This is a genomic window from Candidatus Symbiopectobacterium sp. NZEC127, assembly GCF_025962675.1.
Lineage (GTDB): Bacteria > Pseudomonadota > Gammaproteobacteria > Enterobacterales > Enterobacteriaceae > Symbiopectobacterium.
The window spans coordinates 36671-59258 of the sequence record NZ_JAGFPG010000002.1 but is presented as its reverse complement, the minus strand read 5'-3'; the positions used below and the strand labels follow the sequence as shown (position 1 = coordinate 59258).

Below are 22588 nucleotides of genomic sequence, written 5' to 3'. Positions count from 1 at the left end.
TCGCCCTCGGCGTTACTCCACCAACGCATGCTGATAACGGTGCAGTATCTCCGTGATACGCCCGACCGATGCACCAATCTCCGGCGCTATCTGGCGCTGGCATAGCGCAACCTGATACTCATCCAATAACGTCAGCAACTGAGTAAAAGCGTGACGGCGGGAAATCTCTCGTCGCGCATCGCTAACCTGCTCTGCCGCCTGACGAAGACGACGATGAAACGCCGACAGTTCGCTATCCATCGGCAGCGGCAGATTCCGCATGCGCTGATGCAGAATGATCAGTGACAGCGCCAGACGGTATTTGGCAATGTCGTTAGGAAACAGGGTCAGCAGCAGATAGAGCTGCTGATAGAGCGCGGGCAAATGGTTCTCACGCCGTTTGCTGGGGTTGGTGGTCAGTGCCGATATCGCACTGTAAACAAAGCGGTTAAGTAGCGTCTGTCCGGTACGCGCACGCGAATTATCGCGAATCAACAAGATAACCAGCCACGCCAGCAAACAGCCGATAACCTGCCCAATTGCGCTGTCCAGAAAGTGGCTGAGATTAAACGTCATCGGGTTATCCAGCACCAAAATATTGATGGTACTGGCCAGCGCCCCCAGCGATCCCATACGCCGCTTTTGTACCTCAATGCCGATAATGAAGGCCATAATGCCCAGGCTGAGGCACAGCAGCAGCATGCTTTGCTGCGTGGAGGGCAACACAAACATGAACAGCAGCGATCCCAACGGCAAGGCGTAGACCGTGCCGACCAGGAAATCGACCGCCATGCGTTTCGGATTGGGCAGGCGCATCGCCAGCGCCGTCACCACGGCAATCATCACCATGCAGGCGCTGCCTGAGGTCCAACCGGTGATGAGCCAAAATAAACACCCCACCGCCGTCGCCACGCCGGTGCGCCAGCCGTTGATCATCGCATGATGACGCTCAGCGGACGCCGCTTTCACCATCACTTCATCACGCAGCAGTTCACCCTCAACCTGCGTCAGACGAGCGTTGGTCTGAATCCCTTTTGCCAGCAGCAGATAGCGCGTTGCCGCCCCCACCCAGCCAATCAGCGTCGGCGGCACGGTCTTGCGCTCACCGGCGGCAATCGCATGGCGCAGCTGTTTCACCCGCTTACGCACATCGGCCATCGAGTCTACCGGCGCATCAATCAGCAATGCCAGGCTGGTTCTGAGCGGCTCCGGTTTATCCTGTAGCACCAGATAGGTCTCACACGCCTGAGTTATCAGGGTAAAGGATTGCGCCAGCAGCGCGTTGATGCGCCGGTGGCTATTTTGCCAGCGCGCCGATTCCAGCAGCAGCGGGTTGCCCATGCCGCCCAACGCGGTGCTTTTACGCACCAGCCCATGCCAGGCCACGTCAAGCTCTTCGCGCGTTGCGCCACGGATACACAGTTGCAGCAGGCGATAGTGATCCACCAGCAGCCCTTCCAGACTGCTGTCGATATGGTGTTTGATGGAACGCGGAGTGAACAGCAAATCGGCCACAATGGCACAGACAATGCCCAAAACAATTTCGCTACAGCGTTCAACGGCGAACTGTGGCGTCAGCAATGGCGCACTCTGGGTAGAGACGATGATAATCAATGCGGTATAGCCCGCCAATCCCCATACGTAGGCGTTTTCTACCTTAACCAGCGATGAAATCCAGGTGCAGAATCCCGCCCAGATGCAGCACAGCAGCAGCATCACCACAGGGGCACGAATGGTGGCGATGATAATCACCAGCGCACCGATACATCCGATAAAGGTGCCTACAATGCGCAATATCCCGCGATGCCGAATCGCCCCGGAAAAGGGATCGCCACCGGCGGCAAACGCAGGGCCAGCAGCAACGATGGCCGCAGTGAGCACTGACCAACGCGGTGTTTCCAACTGAAAGTGGAAACCGAGAAACAGCGACAGCACGACGGCAACGCTGAGTTTGCAGGCAAAACGCCAGTGGGGAAAAGCAGGCATTTTCATCATGAGTTCGCCTTAGCCAAACTCACGCAGCCGATAGAGCAAGCGAACCAACGGAGAAGGCTGCTTGTTTTGCGGGGCGTCGGCCTGCGCGATCACCACGGTGGCCGTTGTGCCCGCCGGATAAGGAAGATCACGCTGTTGATCCAGATGGATTCTTACCGGCACGCGCTGCGCCAGCCGCACCCATTCCAGATTGGCATCCACGGTCGCCAGCCCTTTACTGTCTACGTTGGCGCTGCTGTTGGTGATCGCCGCCGCCACGCTGTCGACCGTACCGTAAAACAACCGATCGCTACCCAGCGGCGTTATCTCGACCCGATCGCCCGCGTGAACGCTCGCCAGCTTGGTCTCTTCCATATAGGCCACCAGATAGAACGAGCCCTTTTTCACCAACGCCACGGCGGTTGCGCCGCGCGTAATGTATTCACCGCGCTGCACGTTGAGGTTGGTGACCCAACCGTCCGCCGGTGCGCGAATCACGGTACGCTCCAGATCCAGCTTCGCCAGCGCCAGCGTCGCTTGTGCCTTGGCTAGCTGATGCTGCGCGGTTTCCAGCGCGCTGCCGGACTGATCGATAGCTTCTTGCGACATAGCCTGCACACCAAGGCGCGTACGTCGCCCGGACTCACGCCGTTTTTCAGTGACCAGCGCCAGGTAGTAGTCGACATCCGCCTGTGCTTGCGCTTGCGCTTGCTGAAAACGGGGTGGATCGACCACAAAAAGCACATCCCCCTGTTTCACCTGCTGATTGTCATGCACCAACACCTCGGTCAACAGACCGCTGACATCAGGCGCGATCGCCACAACGTCTGCGCTGAACTTCGCGTCTCGCGTCCACGGCGATTCGGTATAGAACGCCCACACGCGCAGCAGCGCAACGGCAGCCAGCAGCAGCACGCACAGCGTGATACCCACACGCAGCAGCTTTTTGGTTATCAGCGAGACAACAGGAAATTTTAGAGCAAGGGTTTTCACATTGACCTCAAAGGGAGAAGCGAAAGATCAGATAAAACAGGCAACAAAACAGAGCGGTGTTAAACAGCGCCGGATGCCATACCACGTCATAAACGCCGGTGGGCTGTAGAACACGGTTCAACACAAAAAACAGTGCCAGCGATACCAGCAACACAAAGAATACGGGCGGGAATGACAGGCCAAACAGCACCATCACCGGGAGTGAACTCATCCTCTATTCCTTTTCATTTCAATTGACGAATAAACGATACCGACCGTGTCGCCGTAGACACAGGCATGAGGGTTCATTACCAACGACGACACGGACCTTTCAGCCACCAATGCTAAAAGGCATGAAGGGCATTACACTGATCAAGAGAGATTGCAGGTTGTTTAGTAGAAGCGAACGCAACCTGTTACCTGATGGAAACAAATAGCACGAAGCACACCGGAACTCTTCCCGCCCGATTCGTTCGAATGCGGTGTATTATGGATGTTTATTATCGTTTCATCTACGATGTGTGATCTAAATCACTTTTAAGCCAGAGTGAACAATGGAAAGACTAAAGAGCATGTCGGTGTTTGCGCGCGTAGTGCAGTGTGGCTCGTTTACCGCCGCCGCCCGACAATTGAACATGAGCGTTTCCGCTGTCAGCCAAACGGTGACCCGGCTGGAAGAGGAGTTGCAGATCAAGCTGCTCAATCGCAGCACGCGCAGCATTGGCCTCACAGAAGGCGGCAAGATCTACTACCACGGCTGCCGTCGTATGCTGCATGAGGCGCACGAAGCGCACGATCAGCTCTATGCTTTCAATAATACGCCGATCGGTACGCTGCGCATTGGCAGCTCCTCCACCATGGCGCAAAACGTGCTGGCGGCCATGACGGCAGAGATGCTGCTGAAATACCCAGGGCTCTCGGTCAATCTGGTCACCGGCATTCCGGCTCCCGATCTGATTGCGGACGGGTTGGATATTGTCATCCGCGTGGGCGCCTTGCAGGACTCCAGCCTGTTTGCCAAACGTCTCGGCTCGATGCCGATGGTGGTGTGCGCTGCCAAACGCTATTTGACTCAGCATGGCACCCCGGAAAAACCTTCCGATGTGGAAAGTTTCTCCTGGTTGGAATACACCGTGCGCGCCGACAGTGAGTTCGAACTGATCGCCCCGGAGGGCATTTCCACCAAAATCGCGCCGCAGGGCCGCTTTGCCACTAACGATCCGCAGACGTTGGTACGTTGGCTCAAAACCGGTGCAGGTATTGCCTATATCCCATTGATGTGGATTATCGATGAAATTGCCCGCGGTGAAGTGGAAATACTGTTCAGTCGCTATCACTCCGATCCGCGCCCGGTGTATGCGTTGTATACCCGCAAGGATAATTTGCCGCTCAAGGTGCAACTGTGTATCAATTATATGACGGAGTATTTTAAAAATGTTGCACAGATTTATCAAAGCCATAGGGAAGAAACACTGGGAAAATAATTATTTTCACACTACGGCATTAACCTGAATATACAACCTGGTATAGATTTCCTTCACCTTTTTGCTGTTATAGTGTGCTTTCCTTAACCAGGGGGGCATTTATGACAACAGCATTTAATATTTCAGGAAATCTATTTTCAAGAACGATTTCACTTAATGAAATAGAAGGTATTAAAAATGCAAAAAATCCCAATGAAATAAAAAGTCTTTGGGGTAAAATTGCAGACTGGTTTTGTGGAACCGATAAAGAAAATGCCAAAAAAGCGTTATTTGAATTGATCAACAATGATGATGTCACTATAAAAATAGACGCTTTTAACCAGTTAAAAGCCATGGTGTCACCCGCGTTTAAAGATGCCTTTACCTACACGACGACAGCGATAAGTGATACCTCGTTTACCGTCAATCTGTCTATTGGTGCTTTATTTTCCACGGGTGAGATTTCTACGGCGGGCAAAAGCATCAATCTGAATGAGCACATCAAGACCTTCACTCCAGAATATTTTATCGAACGAGACATTCATCTGGAACAAGTAAAAAAAGACATACCAAGAAGTGAAATGTATTTTTGTCATACCTCGACCCATCATGAACGCATTGCCGTTGACATGCTGCCACAGATTATTAATAAAATGTCAGAAGAACAAAAAAAATCGCTAAATGTGGCACTCTCTCAAATTGGCGTTATCGATATCAAGAACCAAATTAATCAGCATGCCAAAGCGATGTCACTGCTCGGCGACCCCAGTAAAAAATTGTTTCTTTCTTTAGAAAATCAGGGAAACATTACCGTTGAAATACATATCATTAATAACCTTGACGCTGAAAAACACCAGGTTTATCAATCAATGTGTCCTGAATCTAAATATCCCTGTTTATACGCCAAAGCTCGGATTGATATCGACATAAACGGACATTGCAATATTTCTGACATTACCGTCTCACACCCGGGAATTGAGTAGTCACCGTCATGCATTTTCATCGTAGCGTGACGGTGACTCAGGCACAGGCTTACGCCGTGCCGCCCACCGTCATGCTATCCAGTTTCAGCGTCGGTTGCCCAACGCCCACGGGCAGGCTTTGGCCCTCTTTACCGCACACGCCAACGCCTTTATCCAATGCCAAATCGTTACCAACCATGGATATCTGCTGCATGGCTTCGATACCGGAACCAATCAGGGTTGCCCCTTTAACCGGCGTCGTGACTTTACCATTTTCAATCAGATAGGCCTCGGAGGTTGAGAAGACAAACTTGCCAGAGGTGATATCCACCTGACCGCCGCCAAAGTTAGGCGCGTATAAGCCGTATTCTACGCTGGCGATAATCTCTTCCGGCGTCGATTTACCTGCCAACATGTAGGTGTTGGTCATGCGCGGCATCGGCAAATGGGCATAAGACTCACGGCGACCATTGCCGGTCGGTGCTACGCCCATCAAACGTGCGTTGAGTTTGTCCTGCATATAGCCTTTCAGCACGCCGTTCTCAATCAGCACGTTGTACTGCCCGGCCACGCCTTCGTCATCCATCGCCAGCGAACCGCGACGTCCTTCCAGCGTACCGTCATCCACCACGGTACAGAGTTCAGAAGCCACCAGCTTGCCCATCTGCCCGCTGAACACCGACGTACCGCGGCGGTTAAAGTCCCCTTCCAACCCGTGCCCGACGGCTTCATGCAGCAGCACGCCCGGCCAGCCTGCGCCCAGCACCACCGGCATGGTGCCCGCAGGCGCAGCAACGGCGGACAGGTTGACCAGCGCCATACGTACCGCTTCTTTCGCCCAGGCTTCCACCCGCGCTTCACCGTCTACCACTTGCCAGAAGTAGTCGTAACCTACGCGCGCGCCGCCGCCGCTGGCACCGCGTTCACGTTTGCCGTCCTGCTCGACCAGCACGCTGATCGATAAGCGCACCAGTGGACGCACATCGGCCGCCAGCGTGCCGTCGGTTGCCGCCACCAGCACGTGTTCGTAGACGCCGGTCAGGCTGACGCTCACTTCCTGCACGCGGGTGTCAGCCGCGCGCGCCACGCTGTCTGCGCGTTGCAGCAGGGCCAGTTTATCTTCACGGCTCAGGCTGTCCAGCGGGTTGAGCTGCGGATACAGCGCACGATGAACGTTTTCCCCCAGCGTGTGAACGCGGCCATTGCCCTGCTCGCGCACGATGCTGCGCGCCGCCTGGGCGCTTTGGTGCAGCGCATTGAGCGTGATCTGGTCCGCATAGGCAAACCCGGTTTTTTCCCCGCTTACCGCACGAATACCGACCCCTTGATCGATATTGTAAGAGCCATCTTTAATGATGCGGTCTTCCAGCACCCAGGATTCATGGTAACTGGATTGAAAATAGAGATCGGCATAATCCAGGCGACGTTCATTCAATACCTCTAACACCGAGAACAGGTCTTGCTGGCTCAAGTTGTTAGCAGTGAGTAACTGTTCACTGACAAACGAAAGACTCATATTTTTTCCACTTTAGTTCACATGAAACCGATGAATAAACGGCACGGAGCCATCACTATGCAGGCGGATTAACGCCGTTCCTGCGCCGCACTTTTTTGCGGCTCACGCAGGACTTCCTTAATCGTAGGCTGATCCAGGCTGCCATGAATCTGGTAGCGAATCAGCGAGATTTTGTTCCAGAGCGGTGCCAGCACCTTGCTGGCCGCAAACACCGCAGCACCGATCACCGGGTTGACCACAAAGGCGGTCGCCACTCCCACCGTAGCTGATATTTCCGGCGCAATCACCGCTTCCATGGCAATTTGGCGGTTAGCCAGATCGACACTGCCCTTCATGGCGATATCCGCTTCCAGTCCGTCCACCAGCAGATCGTCGGTGTGCAACACGCCGTCTTTAATCCAGGCCGTGCTGCGGATGGAATCAAAATAGAAGCCTTTGCCGAAGGTATCGCTAAAATCAAACTGCAATTTACGCAGCAGCGCATCAAAGCTCACCAGCCTCAGCAAGCGTCCCGCCTGGCCGGTGCCCGCATTGACGATGTCGCCCTTGCCAATACGTGTGTGCAGAATACCGCTCAGACTCGCCAGATGCGGTGCCCACGGCGAACCGCGCCAATAGAGATCATAGTCAACATCAAAGGTTGCTGCGCGCAGCGGCGTATCAATACCAAACCAGTCGGCATTTTGCTCCAGCGTGCCGCCCGTCAGACGCCCTTTGAGTGCGGTGCGAACCCCCTCTGCATTCTCCTGCCAACTGCCGCTGGCGGTCAGTTTGGCTTTGCCGGTATCGATCACACCCTCACTGAGCGTCAGCTTATCTTTTTCTGGTTGCAGCGTCGCCGTGATTTGACCCAGATTCTGCCCGGCAATCCAGCATTCCCGGCAGGCAAGCTGCAACGCGGGCCAATCTTCAAAGCGGATGCTGGGATCATTAAGCGGTGATTTCTTCTCCGCCAGCGCCACGGGGTTGGTCGCTTCATCCCCTTTCCACTGCGGGTTGTAATAGAGATAGCGAATATCAGCGCGCCACATGCCGCTTTGTGGAACCGTCAAGTTAGCATCAATCTCACGCCCGGTAGTGTGAATTTCACTGCCCTGCGGCGTATTGCGGCTATTGAGTACCACATCATGCCACTGCTGACCGAGCAGTTGCAGCGCAGGCGTACGCAGTGTCACGCTTTCCGGCACATGGAGGTTGCTTTGTGCCCCTTTGCGCAAGGCGGTATCGCCACGCAGGGCAGGCAGTAATGCCAACCAGCGCTCGGCGTCCAGCGCGGGCAGCGCCAACACCAGTTCAGACTGTTCCGGCAGCGCGGGCAGCGTTTGGGCACCTTGTTGCCACACCGCACGCGCGAGCGTCAGCGCATCACCTTGCAGCAGCCACTGGCTGTTAAACTGTGCGGATTTTCCCAGATTTCCCGACAGCGCAAACCCCTTGAGATCCCCTTTAACGGCGATCTTGAGCGGCACCGCCGTCCCCTGCGCCTTGTTAAAGGGCTCAGGTAAGCGAGTACTTACATTTTTCAGGTCAGCATCGACGCTGACCTCATAGGTCTCAACGCCTTTATACGGCAGATTCACCGTCACATTGCTACGCCAGGCGGCGGTTCCCGACAGAGCGGTTTGCAATGATTTTGGCAGACCGGGGAACTGCGCGGGTGCCCATTCCCCGTTCAGTCCCACCTTCACCAGAAAGGCCTTTTCCTGCTCTTCGGTGTTGAAACTGAACGTGACGGGCTGCCCTAACCAGTTAGCCGCAATATCATCGCTGTTCAGGGTGCCATTGCGATAATGGAAGCGCCCGTTGAGCTGTTTCAGCGTGCTGTTCAGCGGTTTGATATACAGGCTATTGTTACTGAGTTGAATGTCACCACTGGCCTCCACCGCGCCATGCGACAGGGGAATATCGAGGTGCAGCGTGCCATTGACGCTCCCGCCAATTTGCAGTTGCTTTAACGCGCTCCCCACGCTGTCCTTGAGCGGCGTTTGTTCAAAATAGTGTCCGACATCGGGCCCATCCCCCTGAAGTTCGCCATCAATCAGCAACTTTTCTTTACTGTAGTCAGGGATGGCGGCAAGAATGTTTCTGCCAGCGACGTTCCCCAACTGCGTTGACGGCGCGGACATCCACAGGCCGTTGTTGGCAAAATTGAGATCGATATCCAGCGGTGACAGCGCGGGCCAACCGGGTTCAAATTCAAAGGTGGCAGCGCGCAGCGGCACCCACACCTGAAACTGGCCTTCGTTATGCTCAAAGGGGAAATGTGACGGGTTACCGGCAAAAACCAGCGTGGCGTTATCGACCTGTCCCCCTTTTAACGCGCCGGTCAGGTACTTGACCAACTGCGCGCCCATCAGCGGTTCCGGGAAGTAACGCCAGGCTTCAGAGGCATCGGCTAACCGAATCCCGGCCAGAATATCCAGACGCGGCTCCCCGCTCACCGGATGACGATATTGAAAATCACCCTGAGCCTGTAGTGCACGCGCCTGCACATTCAGCCCGTTACTCCATACTTCCCAGCCGTCGGCAGCATTGCTCCAGTCGACAGCGCCGGTTGCCTGCTGAATCTCAAACGGGGCACGGAACTGATTGCCGCTGGGCAGCACGCTTTTCGGCAATGCAAAGGTGACGCGCCCGCGTTCAACGCTGCCACTCAGCGTGCCGGCCAGCTTCTCGCCGCCCGGCAACCATTGCCACGCTTTCCAGCGCAGATCGCGCCATGCCGCCTGAAAACGACTTTTCTCCGGCTGTTTTAACGGAATATCGAGGGCCAGTTGTGTCAGAAGGCCTTCCGGTTGCAGCGCCTCCCAGCGTGTTTTAAGCTCGGGCGTGACCGTGGACAGCAGCGGAAGTAAGTCGCGCAAACGCGCCAGACTGAGCTCACTGGCACGCACCCGCAGCATATCTTGCTGATCTGTCGACGGTGCGGGTATCCAGCTCGCCGCCAGACTTCCCTTCGGCCAGGCGATGCCGTCCGTAGCCAGATTCAAGACGGGCACGGCCACCTGCCAGCCCTCACCTTGCCGCGTGGCGTGCAGCGCCAGCTCATCTACGTTCAGACGATGGGTGTTGTCGCCCTCTTTCCAGGCTGCCGTGCCGTGGGCCAAAAAGACATCGCTGGCAACCAGCGCTCCGCTACGCACCTGCAACCAGGCCGCCAGATTGAAATTGGCACTCTCCAGCCCGGTATTATTTTTTAGCCACCGGCTGATCCAGGGCTTCATATCAATATTGTCAGCCTGGAGGTACACCGTGCCGTCATTCAGATGACCCTGAATAGCCTGCAAATCCATGCGCACCTGCACCACACCGTGCTGCCCATTAAAGCTCGACAGGCTGATTTGCCCTTCGGCACGGTGCCGGTTGTTGCGGTTCAACCAGGTCAATTGCGGGATGGCAAGCTCAGCACGATCGCCAGAAGGCGTGAGGAAAGAGAGGTGGCTGTCGCGCAGATCGAAGTGATCGAACTGCTGAAGGAATAGCGTACTAAGACGATCGGTTTCGATCAGGCTACCGTCGGCCCGCTGCCCGGTCAGCGTAGCATCCAGCGTCAGATGCATGCGGTGGAACGTCAGATCGCGAAACTGCCAGCGCGCATGCAGCAATGACTGCCACACATCCAGCGCCAGCGTGATGCGCTCTGCCTGCCAGCGTGCAGCAGGCGACTCGCTCGTCAGGCCATCGATCGAAAGCGTTGGCCCAAAAGAAGCCCAACTGCCAGTAAGGCGTTGCGCGTCAACCGATACGCCGGTCGTCGACGTCACCCACGCCATGATTTGCGGCCGAAAACGATCGAGCTGCGGCATCGCTAATCGTAAACCACTGACGATTAGCGCCACGACAACAACGATCGTGGCGCCCGTCATCAGCAGTAGGCCGGGCAGTCGCCTCACACTATTCTCCTTGATCTTCGTCGCAGGCGACGCGGGGAAGTCATTCTGTTTGTTTTACCATCGACATGGGGATTACATCATCACCACATCAAACTGTTCCTGGCTGTATAACGGCTCAATCTGCACCTTGACCTGTTTGCCGACAAAGATTTCCACTTCCGCCAGGGCATGGGATTCTTCGCTTTTCAATACCTCAGCCACCGCAGGCGATGCGTAGACCAGGAAGCGATCGGTGTCATAGGCATGATGCACCCGCACAATTTCACGCATGATTTCGTAGCAAACGGTCTCGACGCTTTTCACTCTGCCGCGGCCATGGCACGTCGGGCATTGATGACACAGCACATGCTCAATGCTCTCACGGGTGCGTTTGCGCGTCATCTCCACTAATCCTAGTTGAGAGAAACCGTTAATACTGGTTTTAACCCGATCTTTGGCGAGCGCCTGCTCCAGAGAGTGCAGCACCCGGCGACGGTGGTCTTCATTACTCATGTCGATGAAATCGATAATGATGATACCACCCAGGTTGCGCAGCCGCAGTTGGCGGGCGATGGCCTGCGTCGCTTCGATATTGGTGTTAAAGATGGTCTCATCCAGATTGCGGTGACCGACGAACGCCCCGGTATTGATGTCTATCGTCGTCATCGCCTCGGTCTGATCGATGATCAGATAGCCGCCGGATTTGAGTTCCACCTTTCGGTCCAGCGAGCGCTGAATTTCATTCTCCACATCATAGAGATCGAAAATGGGCTGGCGTCCGGCGTAATGCTCCAGCTTATTGGTGGTTTCCGGAATATAGTCAGTGGTGAACTCCAGCAGCGCGTCATAGGTCAGGCGGGAGTCGATGCGGATGCGGTCCAACGCCGCACCGGCAAAATCGCGCAGAATACGCTGCGCCAACGCCACTTCACCGTACAGCTTGCATTTGGTCTGGTTACGTTTTTTACGCTCGCTGACTTTGGTCCACAGGCGTTTAAGAAACGCGGCGTCGGAAGAAAGCTCATCTTCCCCGATCCCTTCCGCCGCCGTGCGGATAATAAACCCGCCCTGCTCGTCGCAGTATTCGCTGACGATTTTCTTTAGGCGTTCGCGTTCCACTTCACTTTCAATACGCTGTGAAACGCCAACGTGGGCCGCGCCGGGCATGAAAACCAGATAGCGCGATGGCAGCGTAATATCGGTGGTCAATCGGGCACCTTTGGTGCCGAGCGGATCTTTCACCACCTGCACCATCAGATCCTGCCCCTGGCGCACCAGTTCAGCGATATCGCGCACGTGGAAATTTTTCTGTTCTTCTCCGGCCACGCATTCGGTGTGGGGCATGATGTCTGACGCGTGCAAAAACGCCGCCTTATCCAGCCCGATATCCACGAAGGCGGCCTGCATGCCCGGCAACACCCGGCTGACACGACCTTTATAGATATTGCCCACGATACCGCGTTTCGCTTCGCGCTCAATGTGGATCTCTTGCAGTATTCCGCCGTCAATGTAGGCAACGCGCGTTTCCGACGGCGTCACGTTGACCAGTAACTCAGCTGTCATTCTCTGCTCCTGCCGTTCGTAACGCTATAATCTGATTATACAATTCATGGGTTTCCACCAGCGGCAACCCGACAACCGCGTGGTAACTGCCGGCGATCGCTCTGACGAAACAGCCGCCTTTACCCTGAATGCCGTAGGCTCCCGCTTTATCCATCGGCTCACCGCTGGCAACGTAATGGGCAATATCCTGCGGCGTCAGGGCGCGAAACGTCACGTCGGTGACCACCAGCGCACTGCACTGGGTGCGGCGATCGGCCAACGTGACCGCGGTCATCACCTGATGATGTCGCCCTGAAAGCATCGATAAGATGTGTGCAGCATGGGCTTCATCGCGCGGTTTTTCCAGTACCTGCCCTTCCAGCACCACGATGGTATCTGCCCCCAACACCGGCAAATCCTGCGGTGCGGCAGCAACCCCTGCCTGCGCTTTATCCTGCGCCAGGCGGCGCACATAGACCTCTGCCGTTTCATGCGCTGCCCGCTGCTCAATAACATCAACCCGCAGCAGTTCAAAAGGGATGTCCAGCAACGTAAGCAGTTCGCGGCGGCGCGGTGAACCCGAGGCCAGATAGAGCGCAGTCATATATCCTCACTACGTAGTCACCCTACGTATTTTACTGTAGGCGCGCCGGTTAAGGACTACGCCCTTATTGATTATTGTACTGTGAACTGACGGCGAATTTTGCGCATCAACAGGAATAGCCAGGGCCACAACACGCCATCGACCACACAGTTCCACAAATTTTCCGGCCGGAATGACACATTGCTTACCAGGAATTCCGCCCAGAAGACAATCAGATCCATCACCAGCGAAAGCACCATGACAATCAGAGCTTGTTGCCAGAGCGCCATATTGCGGAACAGTTGAAATTTGAACGCCACCAGATAGGCAACAATGCTGAGCGCCAGCGCACGCACGCCAAGCGTGGACCCTAAAATAAGATCCATCACCATTCCCAGCACAAAACCGGTGCCGACGTTAACCCGATGGGGTAGCGCCATCACCCAATAGATCAGAAACAGTGAGAGCCACGAGGGCCGGAAGTGATAGAACTGATCCGGCCACGGCATGATTTGCAGCACCATGGCAATCAGGAACGATAACCAGATGATCCAGTTGCCGTGACGGCGATAGCGGTTCATTGGCGTCCTCCCTGTGCTGGCGTAGCAGCAGGTGGCGTATTACGTTGAGGTTGCTGACCTTGAGACGAGCTGCGCGCAGGGGCACTCTTCGGTTGTGCATTGCCCTGCGACGGCGCGGCGGGTGCCGCAGCGGCAGGCGGTGCGGGCGGGCCCATTTCATCAGGAGACGGCAGTACCTGCGGCATCATCTGCATCAAACGTTCATTGGCGACGCGGTGCACTTCTTGCGGCGGCAACCCTTTGCCCGACACGTCGTCGACACCCCACAACAGCAGCAGATAGCGTAAACGTTGCAGGCCGGCGGTGGGATGCGCCTTGATAACGGTGTAGGCGCGTTGCGTATCCACCTTCACTTCGGAGACGACGCCCACCGGATACCCTTCAGGGAAACGACCGCCCAGCCCGGAGGTCACCAGCACATCGCCGACGCGAACATCGGTGTTGTTGGGCAAATGCTCCAGTTGCAGATCGTCAGTGCAGCCATTACCGGCGGCAATCACGCGGATATCATTGCGCAGCACCTGAATCGGCAGCGCATGGGAAACATCGCAGATCAGCAGCACACGGCTGGTCAACTGACCGACCGCGACAACCTGCCCGACCACCCCTTTATCGCTGATAACCGGTTGCCCTTCATAGACCCCGTGCGCCGCCCCTTTATCGATAACCACCTGATCGCTATAAGGGTCGGTGCCTGCGGAAATCACCTGGGTCACCATCTTCTGCTCATCCTGACGCAGCGGTGACCCCAACAGTTCGCGCAGACGCGCATTTTCCTGTTTTAGTTGGCCGAGCAGCAGCAGATCGCTGTTGCGCAGTTGCAGTTCCTGGCGTAACGCACGGTTTTCCAGCGCTAGCTGATTTTTGGTCGCCAGCGATTCAGAGACATTATCCAATACTTCACGCGGCCCGTTGGCGAGAAAATAGAACGGGCTGACCGCCGTATCCATATAGGTACGGATCTTGAGAAACGTCCCCAAGCGGCTATCGGCGATAATGATCGCCATCGCCGTGAAGACGGCAAGAAAAAGTCGCAATTGCAGGGAAGGTCCCCTGCTAAAAATCGGCTTCATAAAGGTTGCGTATTCCTCAACGCGAATAAAGAACGCCCGACACGCTCGACACTAAAGAGACCATTCATATTATTCACCGCCGTCATGCCCGCAGAAACGCAGGGGCAGAGGGGCGTCGGGCGTAGGGAATTACGCTAATGGCGATACCCGTGAAAATGGCTCGCCACAGAATAAAAAAAGAGGGGCTACCCTACGGGATGAAAAACAACGCTGTTTCCCCATACGGTTCCCCTTCCTTTTATTCGGCACTCTTACTCTTCGCTGAACAGATCGCCGCCGTGCATGTCGATCATTTCCAGCGCTTTACCGCCACCGCGTGCCACACAGGTCAGCGGATCTTCGGCAACCACCACCGGAATGCCGGTCTCTTCCATCAGCAGGCGATCCAGGTTACGCAGCAGCGCGCCGCCACCGGTCAACACCATACCGCGTTCAGAAATGTCGGAAGCCAGTTCTGGCGGGCACTGTTCCAGTGCAACCATCACCGCGCTCACGATGCCGGTCAACGGTTCCTGCAATGCTTCCAGAATTTCGTTCGAGTTAAGGGTAAAGCCGCGCGGCACGCCCTCAGCCAGGTTACGACCACGTACTTCGATTTCGCGCACTTCATCGCCCGGATACGCAGAACCGATTTCGTGCTTGATACGTTCCGCCGTCGCTTCACCGATCAGCGAGCCGTAGTTACGGCGCACATAATTGATGATAGCTTCATCGAAGCGGTCACCGCCAATACGCACGGAAGAAGAGTAGACCACGCCGTTCAGGGAGATAACCGCCACTTCCGTGGTACCGCCACCGATATCCACCACCATGGAGCCGGTTGCTTCAGAAACCGGCAGCCCGGCACCGATAGCCGCTGCCATCGGTTCTTCAATAAGGAACACTTCGCGCGCCCCGGCCCCTTGCGCAGATTCACGGATGGCACGGCGTTCAACCTGAGTTGCACCGACCGGCACACACACCAGCACGCGCGGGCTCGGACGCATGAAGCTGTTGCTGTGCACTTGTTTGATAAAGTGCTGCAACATTTTCTCGGTCACGAAAAAGTCGGCAATCACGCCGTCTTTCATCGGGCGGATGGCTGCGATATTACCCGGAGTACGACCAAGCATCTGTTTGGCTTCATGGCCTACGGCGGCGACGCTCTTAGGCGAACCGGCGCGATCCTGACGGATGGCGACCACAGACGGCTCATTCAGTACAATGCCCTGCCCTTTAACATAAATCAGGGTATTGGCGGTACCCAGGTCGATGGACAAGTCGTTGGAAAACATGCCACGAAATTTTTTAAACATAACGAAAGGATAATCCTGCAAGCTGGGGGCGAAAAGAAATCCGCCTACTTTACCAACCACACGGTGCAGCGACAAGGCACGACAGCGCTCTGCATCGGTGAAAAATTCCCCTGTGTCATACGCATCGCGTTCCCCGAAAAAACGGTCGGGGCGATATTTCTTTGTGCGGTAAAGCGAGTTACCGCTTTTTCACGCAGCCGGATGGCGTTAACACAGGACACAAAATCTAACATTTTATCGGCCAGTCCATGCAATATGCAGACACTAACCGATTTATAAACCACGCATTCTACGTCAATTTACCTGCGACATTCATCCTAAACACGACGCCGGGGTGAATATTTTTTCAACTCATCGCTGACGGGGATAGACGCCGCGAAAAAATCGCCCTGACCACCGTAAACACCGCGACTCGAAAGTGTATTCCACTCTTCCTGGGTTCTGACGCCCGCGGCAAATACGCTGGCGGAGGTTCCCTTGCAGGCTTCAATCAGGCTTTGAACAAAAAGCTGATTTTCCGTTCTGCGTTCAAAACGCCGCACCAGACCCGGATGCAACTTGATGATTTCTACCTGCAACGTTCTGATATAGGTGGTACTGACCAAGGTCAGCCCGGCTTGCGTCACCGCCAGCCGACACCCCAATCCCACCAGCGTATTCAGAATCGGACGCAGACGCTCGATATACTGACACACATCTGACTCAGCAAGTTCAAACAATATACGTTGACGCTGCTGTTTCGGACATTGCAATAGCACTTCTTGTAGCCAACGCCAGAAAGGACGCTGCAACAGCGAATCCACATTGACGGGCATCGCCAGGGTCTCTTGCGGCCACGAGGCTGACAGCGCGATGATTTGCGCCACCAGCAACCGGTCATAATTGGGCGTCAGCCCCAATTGCTGCACCAGCGGCATATATTCAGCGGCCAACAGTACCTGATCGCCATCGGTAATACGCGGCATGATTTCCCGATGATGCACTACGCCATCGCGCGTCACCGCCGGTTTTTGGTACAGATGCGGGCCCCCTTTTGCCAGCGTCTGTTCCAGCAATGTGCGCCATTTCACGCTACCGCGCCCCTTGTCAGGCACCTGCCGGTCAAATACGCACCAGCCGTTGCCGCCCTGCAATACCGCATTGCGCGTGGCATCTTCCACGCTTTCCATCACCTGTTCAGAACTCTGCCCGCTGGCATAGGCGCAAATGCCGATATGCAGCACATCCTCGCGATCGATAAGCGGCGTGATCGGCAGAATATCCAGCGCTTTGACTAACTGCGCCGCAATAATATCCGCTTCTTTCAGCGAACGGTGTGGCAGCAGCACGGCAAAATCGCTGTTGAAATAGCGCGCCAGCAGCGCGGAGGGGTAACGCATGACAAAGGTCGAGAGCATATTGACCAGCGTATTGCGGTACTCGCGCAGTTCATTGGCGTAACGGTGCGTTTCCTGCAAGGTATCGAAATCCGGCAGGCGAATCATCATTACCACACCGTGGGTGCCGACATTTTCCGCGTCTTCCAACTGTGTGGTGAGTTGGTTATCAAAAAACAGGCGATTGCTTAATCCGGTTTCCGCATCCTGGGCGGCAAACGCGCGAATCAGCGTATCCAGTCGACTGCGCTCTTCGCGAGCGTCGGCGAGATCCGACAGCAACTGATCGAACGCACCGCTGGCGCTATCGGGCCATTCGTGCACCGAACCCCGCGCCACCGACTCGCGTTCACCGCGCAAAATGCGGTTGGCACGCGTCTCGAGCTGTTCGTGTCCTGCCACCTTGCGGCGAAAACGCCGCACGGCATACACCAGCAGCGCGGGCATGCACGCCATCGCCACCACCATGGCGATGGTGGAGAAAATCCAGCGCGGCGAACCGAAAAAGGGATCAAGATAGGTGAGATTGACGCGGAAATCGGCGTTTTGCATCAGTGGCAGTTGCATCACGTGGTGCACATAATCACCCTCTGCGCTCATCAGCTCCGGCAGTCGCAGCGAATATTGCAGGTTTTGATCGAGATCGCGGATCTCCAGCAGCACAACCCCCGCCGCCTTCATCATTGAGGGCAGCCAAAAGCGTAACCGTTCAGGAGGTTGCACCAACAGCGCCTGATCGATACTGGTCGCAATAGCGTGAAGCTGGTTGTCAACCTGCTGTAGATTATCGTCAACAATGGTGACTAACCCTATGATAAAAAGCAGGGATATGACGACGACCAGTACCATCGTCATCAATGAAGAAAATTTCGTCATTCGCCCATCCCTGCATCCTCTCGCCGCACGGGGTGATATCCCCCGCGCCGTTTTCACCGCTAGCACCAATACTACCTGTTACAAATATAGACACTAAAGGATTTTCCCTGACTTTTCCTCTCCGGTCACAATCCCATCGCGATCGTGGCGTGTTCGCAACCGATATCCGCCGTCAGGCTCCCCTTTAGGCTTACCGTGCAACACTCTGCAATGAACTCTTTTTTGCTCAGGCCGTCTTATCTTCCATACTTATAGCATTCAGCCGTTGTAACCCGTGGAGCATCATCATGTCTGACTCTCATCGTCAACGCCAACCGAGCGCCGCCGACGTGACCCCTGAGGGGATTTTTCACCAGCGCCGCGCCGTGATGAAAGCGCTGGGCATCGCCGCCGCCTCGCTGAGCCTGCCGCACAGCGCACAGGCGGACGTGCTGGACTGGCTCACCGGCGGCGGCAAAAAAAGGCCGACGGCACCACCGTCCACGCCGCTTACCTTCACACCTGAACACAATGCGCCGACATCACTTACGCTGACACCCGAAGACAAGGTGACAGGCTACAACAACTTTTATGAATTCGGGCTGGATAAAGCCGACCCGGCGGCCAATGCAGGCGGGTTGCGCACGGAAGGCTGGAAGGTACAAATAGAAGGGGAAATCGCCAAGCCCATCACGCTGGATATCGATGACATTATCAAGCGCTTTCCGCTGGAAGAGCGCATCTATCGTTTTCGCTGCGTCGAGGCCTGGTCAATGGTGATTCCCTGGGTAGGGTTCCCGTTGGCGAAACTGATTCAGTTCGCAGAGCCGACCAGCGCCGCGCGCTATGTTGCCTTTCAAACCCTGCACGATCCCGAACAGATGCCGGGGCAGAAAGATCGCTTTCTCGGCGGCGGGCTTGACTATCCTTATGTAGAAGGCTTAACCCTGGAAGAGGCGCTACATCCCTTGACCCTGCTGGCGCTCGGTGTCTATGGCAAAACCTTGCCACCGCAGAACGGCGCCCCCATCCGCCTGGTGACACCGTGGAAATATGGATTCAAAAACATCAAATCCATCGTGAAAATCCGCTTTACGCGCGAACGACCGCCCTCAACCTGGAATCTGGCGGCGCCAGATGAATATGGGTTTTATGCCAATGTGAACCCGGATGTTAACCATCCGCGCTGGTCGCAGGCCAGTGAACGGGTGATTGGTGCAGGCGGACTGCTTAACGTTCAGCGCCAACCGACGCTGCTGTTTAACGGCTATGCCGAGCAAGTGGCACCGCTGTATCGCGGTCTGAACCTGCGGGATAATTTCTGAATGCGTCTGACACTCCGCCAGGTGTTCTGGCTGAAAATCATCTTGCATGCCGCCGCCGCGTTGCCGCTGCTGTGGCTGTTTTATGCCATTCAACAAGGGGCATTGAGCGCCGATCCGGCCAAAGATATCCAGCACTTTACCGGACGAATGGCGCTAAAGCTGTTGCTGGGCACGCTGTTGGTCACGCCGCTGGCGCGCTACGGCAAACAGCCGCTGCTGATCCGCTGCCGCCGCTTGCTTGGCCTGTGGTGTTTTGCCTGGGCTACGCTGCATCTGACCAGCTATGCGCTGTTGGAACTGGGGATCGCCAACCTTGCGCTGTTGGGCCAGGAGCTGATTAATCGCCCCTACCTGACAGTCGGCGCACTCAGTTGGCTGCTATTGCTAGCCCTGGCGGTAACCTCATTTCAGGCGGCGCAACAGGCGCTTGGCAAAAACTGGCAGCGCTTGCATAACCTTATCTATGCCATCGCGGTGCTCGCACCGATTCATTATTTGTGGTCGGTAAAAATCTTATCGCCGCAGCCGGTGATCTATGGGCTGTGTGCGCTGTTCTTGTTAGCACTGCGTTACAAAAAGTTCCGCCAGTGGTGGCGTTAATGCCGGGAAAGCGACAGCTGCGCGCCGCCGCGTGCGACGGGGGTGTTAAAGCCAGTTGCGGAGATAAGACCAGTATTTAGCTGCTAATTGCCACGATATGGTTATAATGCCCGACCTTATCGCCCGGTGAACAATTTACGTTGCCAAAAGGTGACAAACGATGTGCTTCGCGCTATGTTGTGCGACACGTTTTTCTACAAACTGGGTGTATCGCGGGAGATAGCGGCACAATGGCAGAGAGATTTCACATTTTGCTTTTGAACGGTCCCAACCTGAATCTGCTGGGAACCCGTGAGCCAGAGAAGTACGGCAGCACTACGCTTGCAGAGATCGTCAGCGGTCTGGAACATCAGGCGCAGTCGCTCAATGTACACTTCTCCCATGTCCAATCCAATGCCGAGCATGTGCTGATTGATACGCTTCATCAGGCACGCGGCAACACGGATTTTATTTTAATTAACCCGGCGGCATTCACCCACACCAGCGTTGCATTACGTGATGCGCTACTGGCCGTGGAAATTCCGTTTATCGAGATCCATCTGAGCAACGTGCACGCACGCGAGCCGTTCCGCCATCACTCTTACCTGTCCGATGTGGCGGTGGGTGTGATTTGCGGCCTGGGCGCGGATGGATATGGCTATGCGTTACAGACGGCGGTAAAACGCCTGTCCACGTCAAACTAAATAAACCCATTTCAACAAATGAGTACGGAACCACATCCATGGATATTCGTAAAATCAAGAAACTGATCGAACTGGTTGAAGAATCCGGCATCGCCGAACTGGAAATCTCAGAAGGTGAAGAATCAGTACGTATCAGTCGTGCCCCTGTAGCACCGGCTTACCCGATGATGCAGCAAGCCTATGCGCCCATGATGCAGCAACCAGCACCGGCATTGGCAAACGCGGTGGCTCCGGCACCGGAAGTTGCCGCTGCACCGGCGGCCGTGAGCGGTCACATCGTGCGCTCTCCCATGGTGGGTACGTTCTACCGTACGCCAAGCCCGGATGCCAAGGCATTCGTTGAAGTGGGGCAGCGCGTTAACGTCGGCGATACCTTGTGCATCGTTGAAGCCATGAAAATGATGAACCAAATCGAAGCTGATAAAGCAGGCGTGGTGAAAGCCGTGCTGCTTGAAAACGGCCAACCGGTAGAGTTTGATGAGGCTCTGGTTATCATTGAATAACCGGTTGTCATCGAATAACGAGGCTTACCATGCTAGATAAAATCGTTATCGCGAACCGCGGAGAGATTGCGCTGCGTATTTTGCGCGCCTGTAAAGAACTGGGCATCAAAACCGTTGCCGTTCACTCCAGCGCGGACCGCGATCTGAAACATGTGCTGCTGGCCGATGAGACCGTGTGTATCGGCCCGGCGCAGTCGACCAAGAGCTACCTGAACATCCCGGCGATCATTTCTGCCGCAGAAATCACCGGCGCTGTGGCCATCCACCCCGGCTACGGCTTTTTGTCTGAGAATGCCGATTTTGCCGAGCAGGTTGAGCGCTCCGGCTTTATCTTCATTGGCCCACGCGCAGACACCATCCGTTTGATGGGTGACAAAGTCTCTGCCATTTCTGCCATGAAGAAAGCGGGCGTACCGTGCGTACCGGGCTCTGACGGTCCGCTGGGCGACGACATGGACAAGAACCGCGCCTTTGGTAAACGCATCGGCTACCCGGTGATTATCAAAGCCTCTGGCGGCGGCGGCGGTCGCGGCATGCGCGTAGTGCGCAGCGAAAAAGATCTGGAGCAATCCATCCTCATGACCCGTGCGGAAGCGAAAGCCGCTTTCAATAACGACATGGTGTATATGGAAAAATACCTGGAAAATCCGCGTCACGTGGAAATTCAGGTATTGGCTGACGGTCAGGGCAACGCCATCTATCTGGCAGAACGCGACTGCTCCATGCAGCGTCGTCACCAGAAAGTGGTGGAAGAAGCGCCTGCACCGGGCATCACGGCAGATTTGCGTCGCTACATCGGCGATCGCTGCGCCAAAGCCTGTGTGGATATCGGCTATCGCGGTGCCGGTACGTTCGAATTCCTGTTTGAAAACGGTGAATTTTACTTTATTGAGATGAACACCCGTATTCAGGTTGAGCATCCGGTAACGGAGATGATCACCGGTGTCGATCTGATCAAAGAGCAGCTGCGCATCGCTGCCGGTCAGCCGCTGTCGATCAAACAGGAAGAAGTCATCGTGCGCGGTCATGCGGTAGAATGCCGTATCAACGCCGAAGATCCCAACACCTTCCTGCCGAGTCCGGGCAAGATCACCCGTTTCCACGCACCGGGCGGTTTTGGCGTACGCTGGGAATCGCACATTTACGCGGGCTATACCGTGCCGCCGTACTACGATTCCATGATCGGCAAGCTGATCACTTACGGTGAAAGCCGCGATATCGCGATTTCCCGGATGAAAAACGCCTTGGCGGAACTGATCATTGATGGTATTAAAACCAACATTGAGTTGCAGTTGAAGATTATGAGCGACGAGAACTTCCAGCACGGTGGAACCAATATCCACTATCTGGAGAAAAAACTCGGTCTGCAATAATCTGCATCGTACAAGCGTATAAAGGCCAGCCATGCTGGCCTTTTTGCTTGCTGGTACTGCT

General features: G+C 55.5%; 18 protein-coding genes. 7 read left to right on the top strand and 11 right to left on the bottom strand.

Going from position 1 to position 22588, the window contains the following annotated elements; all coding sequences use genetic code 11:
* Positions 1-12 precede the first annotated feature (12 nt).
* The 3 genes from aaeB to aaeX are packed head-to-tail and all read right to left on the bottom strand — an operon-like array spanning position 13 to position 3157.
* Positions 13-1971, bottom strand: coding sequence for a p-hydroxybenzoic acid efflux pump subunit AaeB (gene aaeB / locus J5069_RS10340; protein ID WP_264644358.1), 1959 nt, complete (start codon positions 1969-1971; stop codon positions 13-15).
* Between the two features lie 12 nt (positions 1972-1983).
* Entirely contained in the window at positions 1984-2946 is a 963-nt protein-coding gene (aaeA, locus tag J5069_RS10335) for a p-hydroxybenzoic acid efflux pump subunit AaeA (RefSeq protein WP_264643834.1), read from the bottom strand.
* A 7-nt stretch (positions 2947-2953) separates the two neighbouring features.
* Positions 2954-3157 (bottom strand): p-hydroxybenzoic acid efflux pump operon protein AaeX, encoded by a 204-nt coding sequence (gene aaeX, locus J5069_RS10330; RefSeq protein WP_222159202.1) that lies wholly within the window; start codon positions 3155-3157, stop codon positions 2954-2956.
* A 322-nt stretch (positions 3158-3479) separates the two neighbouring features.
* On the opposite strand from aaeX, the gene aaeR reads away from it, so the two are divergent.
* Complete coding sequence (aaeR, locus tag J5069_RS10325; RefSeq protein WP_264643833.1) at positions 3480-4409, top strand: HTH-type transcriptional activator AaeR; 930 nt, start codon at positions 3480-3482, stop codon at positions 4407-4409.
* 101 nt (positions 4410-4510) lie between these two features.
* Entirely contained in the window at positions 4511-5371 is an 861-nt protein-coding gene (locus J5069_RS10320) for a hypothetical protein (RefSeq protein ID WP_264643832.1), read from the top strand.
* Between the two features lie 49 nt (positions 5372-5420).
* On the opposite strand, the gene tldD is transcribed toward J5069_RS10320, so the two are convergent.
* The 8 genes from tldD to csrD form a co-directional block, all read right to left on the bottom strand.
* Entirely contained in the window at positions 5421-6866 is a 1446-nt protein-coding gene (tldD, locus tag J5069_RS10315; protein WP_264643831.1) for a metalloprotease TldD, read from the bottom strand.
* A 68-nt stretch (positions 6867-6934) separates the two neighbouring features.
* A complete protein-coding gene (gene yhdP / locus J5069_RS10310) occupies positions 6935-10759 on the bottom strand; it encodes an AsmA2 domain-containing protein YhdP (protein ID WP_264643830.1) in 3825 nt (1274 codons plus the stop codon).
* A 72-nt stretch (positions 10760-10831) separates the two neighbouring features.
* Positions 10832-12301 (bottom strand): ribonuclease G, encoded by a 1470-nt coding sequence (rng, locus tag J5069_RS10305; protein WP_264627019.1) that lies wholly within the window; start codon positions 12299-12301, stop codon positions 10832-10834.
* Positions 12291-12884, bottom strand: coding sequence for a Maf family protein (locus J5069_RS10300; protein WP_264643829.1), 594 nt, complete (start codon positions 12882-12884; stop codon positions 12291-12293). The genes rng and J5069_RS10300 overlap by 11 nt, the downstream gene beginning before the upstream one ends.
* Before the next feature lie 71 nt (positions 12885-12955).
* Positions 12956-13444 carry a rod shape-determining protein MreD gene (mreD, locus tag J5069_RS10295; protein ID WP_196908447.1) on the bottom strand — a complete coding sequence of 163 codons (489 nt, stop codon included), beginning with the start codon at positions 13442-13444 and terminating at the stop codon, positions 12956-12958.
* Entirely contained in the window at positions 13441-14517 is a 1077-nt protein-coding gene (gene mreC, locus J5069_RS10290; protein WP_264643828.1) for a rod shape-determining protein MreC, read from the bottom strand. The genes mreD and mreC overlap by 4 nt, the downstream gene beginning before the upstream one ends.
* A gap of 251 nt (positions 14518-14768) precedes the next feature.
* A complete protein-coding gene (mreB, locus tag J5069_RS10285; protein WP_004385136.1) occupies positions 14769-15812 on the bottom strand; it encodes a rod shape-determining protein MreB in 1044 nt (347 codons plus the stop codon).
* 317 nt (positions 15813-16129) lie between these two features.
* Complete coding sequence (gene csrD, locus J5069_RS10280; RefSeq protein WP_264643827.1) at positions 16130-18064, bottom strand: RNase E specificity factor CsrD; 1935 nt, start codon at positions 18062-18064, stop codon at positions 16130-16132.
* 287 nt (positions 18065-18351) lie between these two features.
* Here csrD and msrP point away from each other — a divergent pair, with 287 nt between their 5' ends.
* The 5 genes from msrP to accC all read left to right on the top strand — a co-directional run bounded on the left by msrP (position 18352) and on the right by accC (position 22527).
* Complete coding sequence (gene msrP, locus J5069_RS10275; protein ID WP_264643826.1) at positions 18352-19368, top strand: protein-methionine-sulfoxide reductase catalytic subunit MsrP; 1017 nt, start codon at positions 18352-18354, stop codon at positions 19366-19368.
* Entirely contained in the window at positions 19369-19968 is a 600-nt protein-coding gene (gene msrQ / locus J5069_RS10270) for a protein-methionine-sulfoxide reductase heme-binding subunit MsrQ (RefSeq protein ID WP_264643825.1), read from the top strand.
* Positions 19969-20198: 230 nt separating this feature from the next.
* Positions 20199-20651, top strand: a complete 453-nt coding sequence (gene aroQ / locus J5069_RS10265) for a type II 3-dehydroquinate dehydratase (RefSeq protein ID WP_264643824.1) — start codon at positions 20199-20201, stop codon at positions 20649-20651.
* 38 nt (positions 20652-20689) lie between these two features.
* The gene (accB, locus tag J5069_RS10260; RefSeq protein WP_264643823.1) at positions 20690-21154 is read left to right on the top strand and encodes an acetyl-CoA carboxylase biotin carboxyl carrier protein; all 465 of its coding nucleotides are present in this window, start codon (positions 20690-20692) and stop codon (positions 21152-21154) included.
* A 29-nt stretch (positions 21155-21183) separates the two neighbouring features.
* Positions 21184-22527, top strand: coding sequence for an acetyl-CoA carboxylase biotin carboxylase subunit (accC, locus tag J5069_RS10255; RefSeq protein ID WP_264643822.1), 1344 nt, complete (start codon positions 21184-21186; stop codon positions 22525-22527).
* Positions 22528-22588 lie beyond the last annotated feature (61 nt).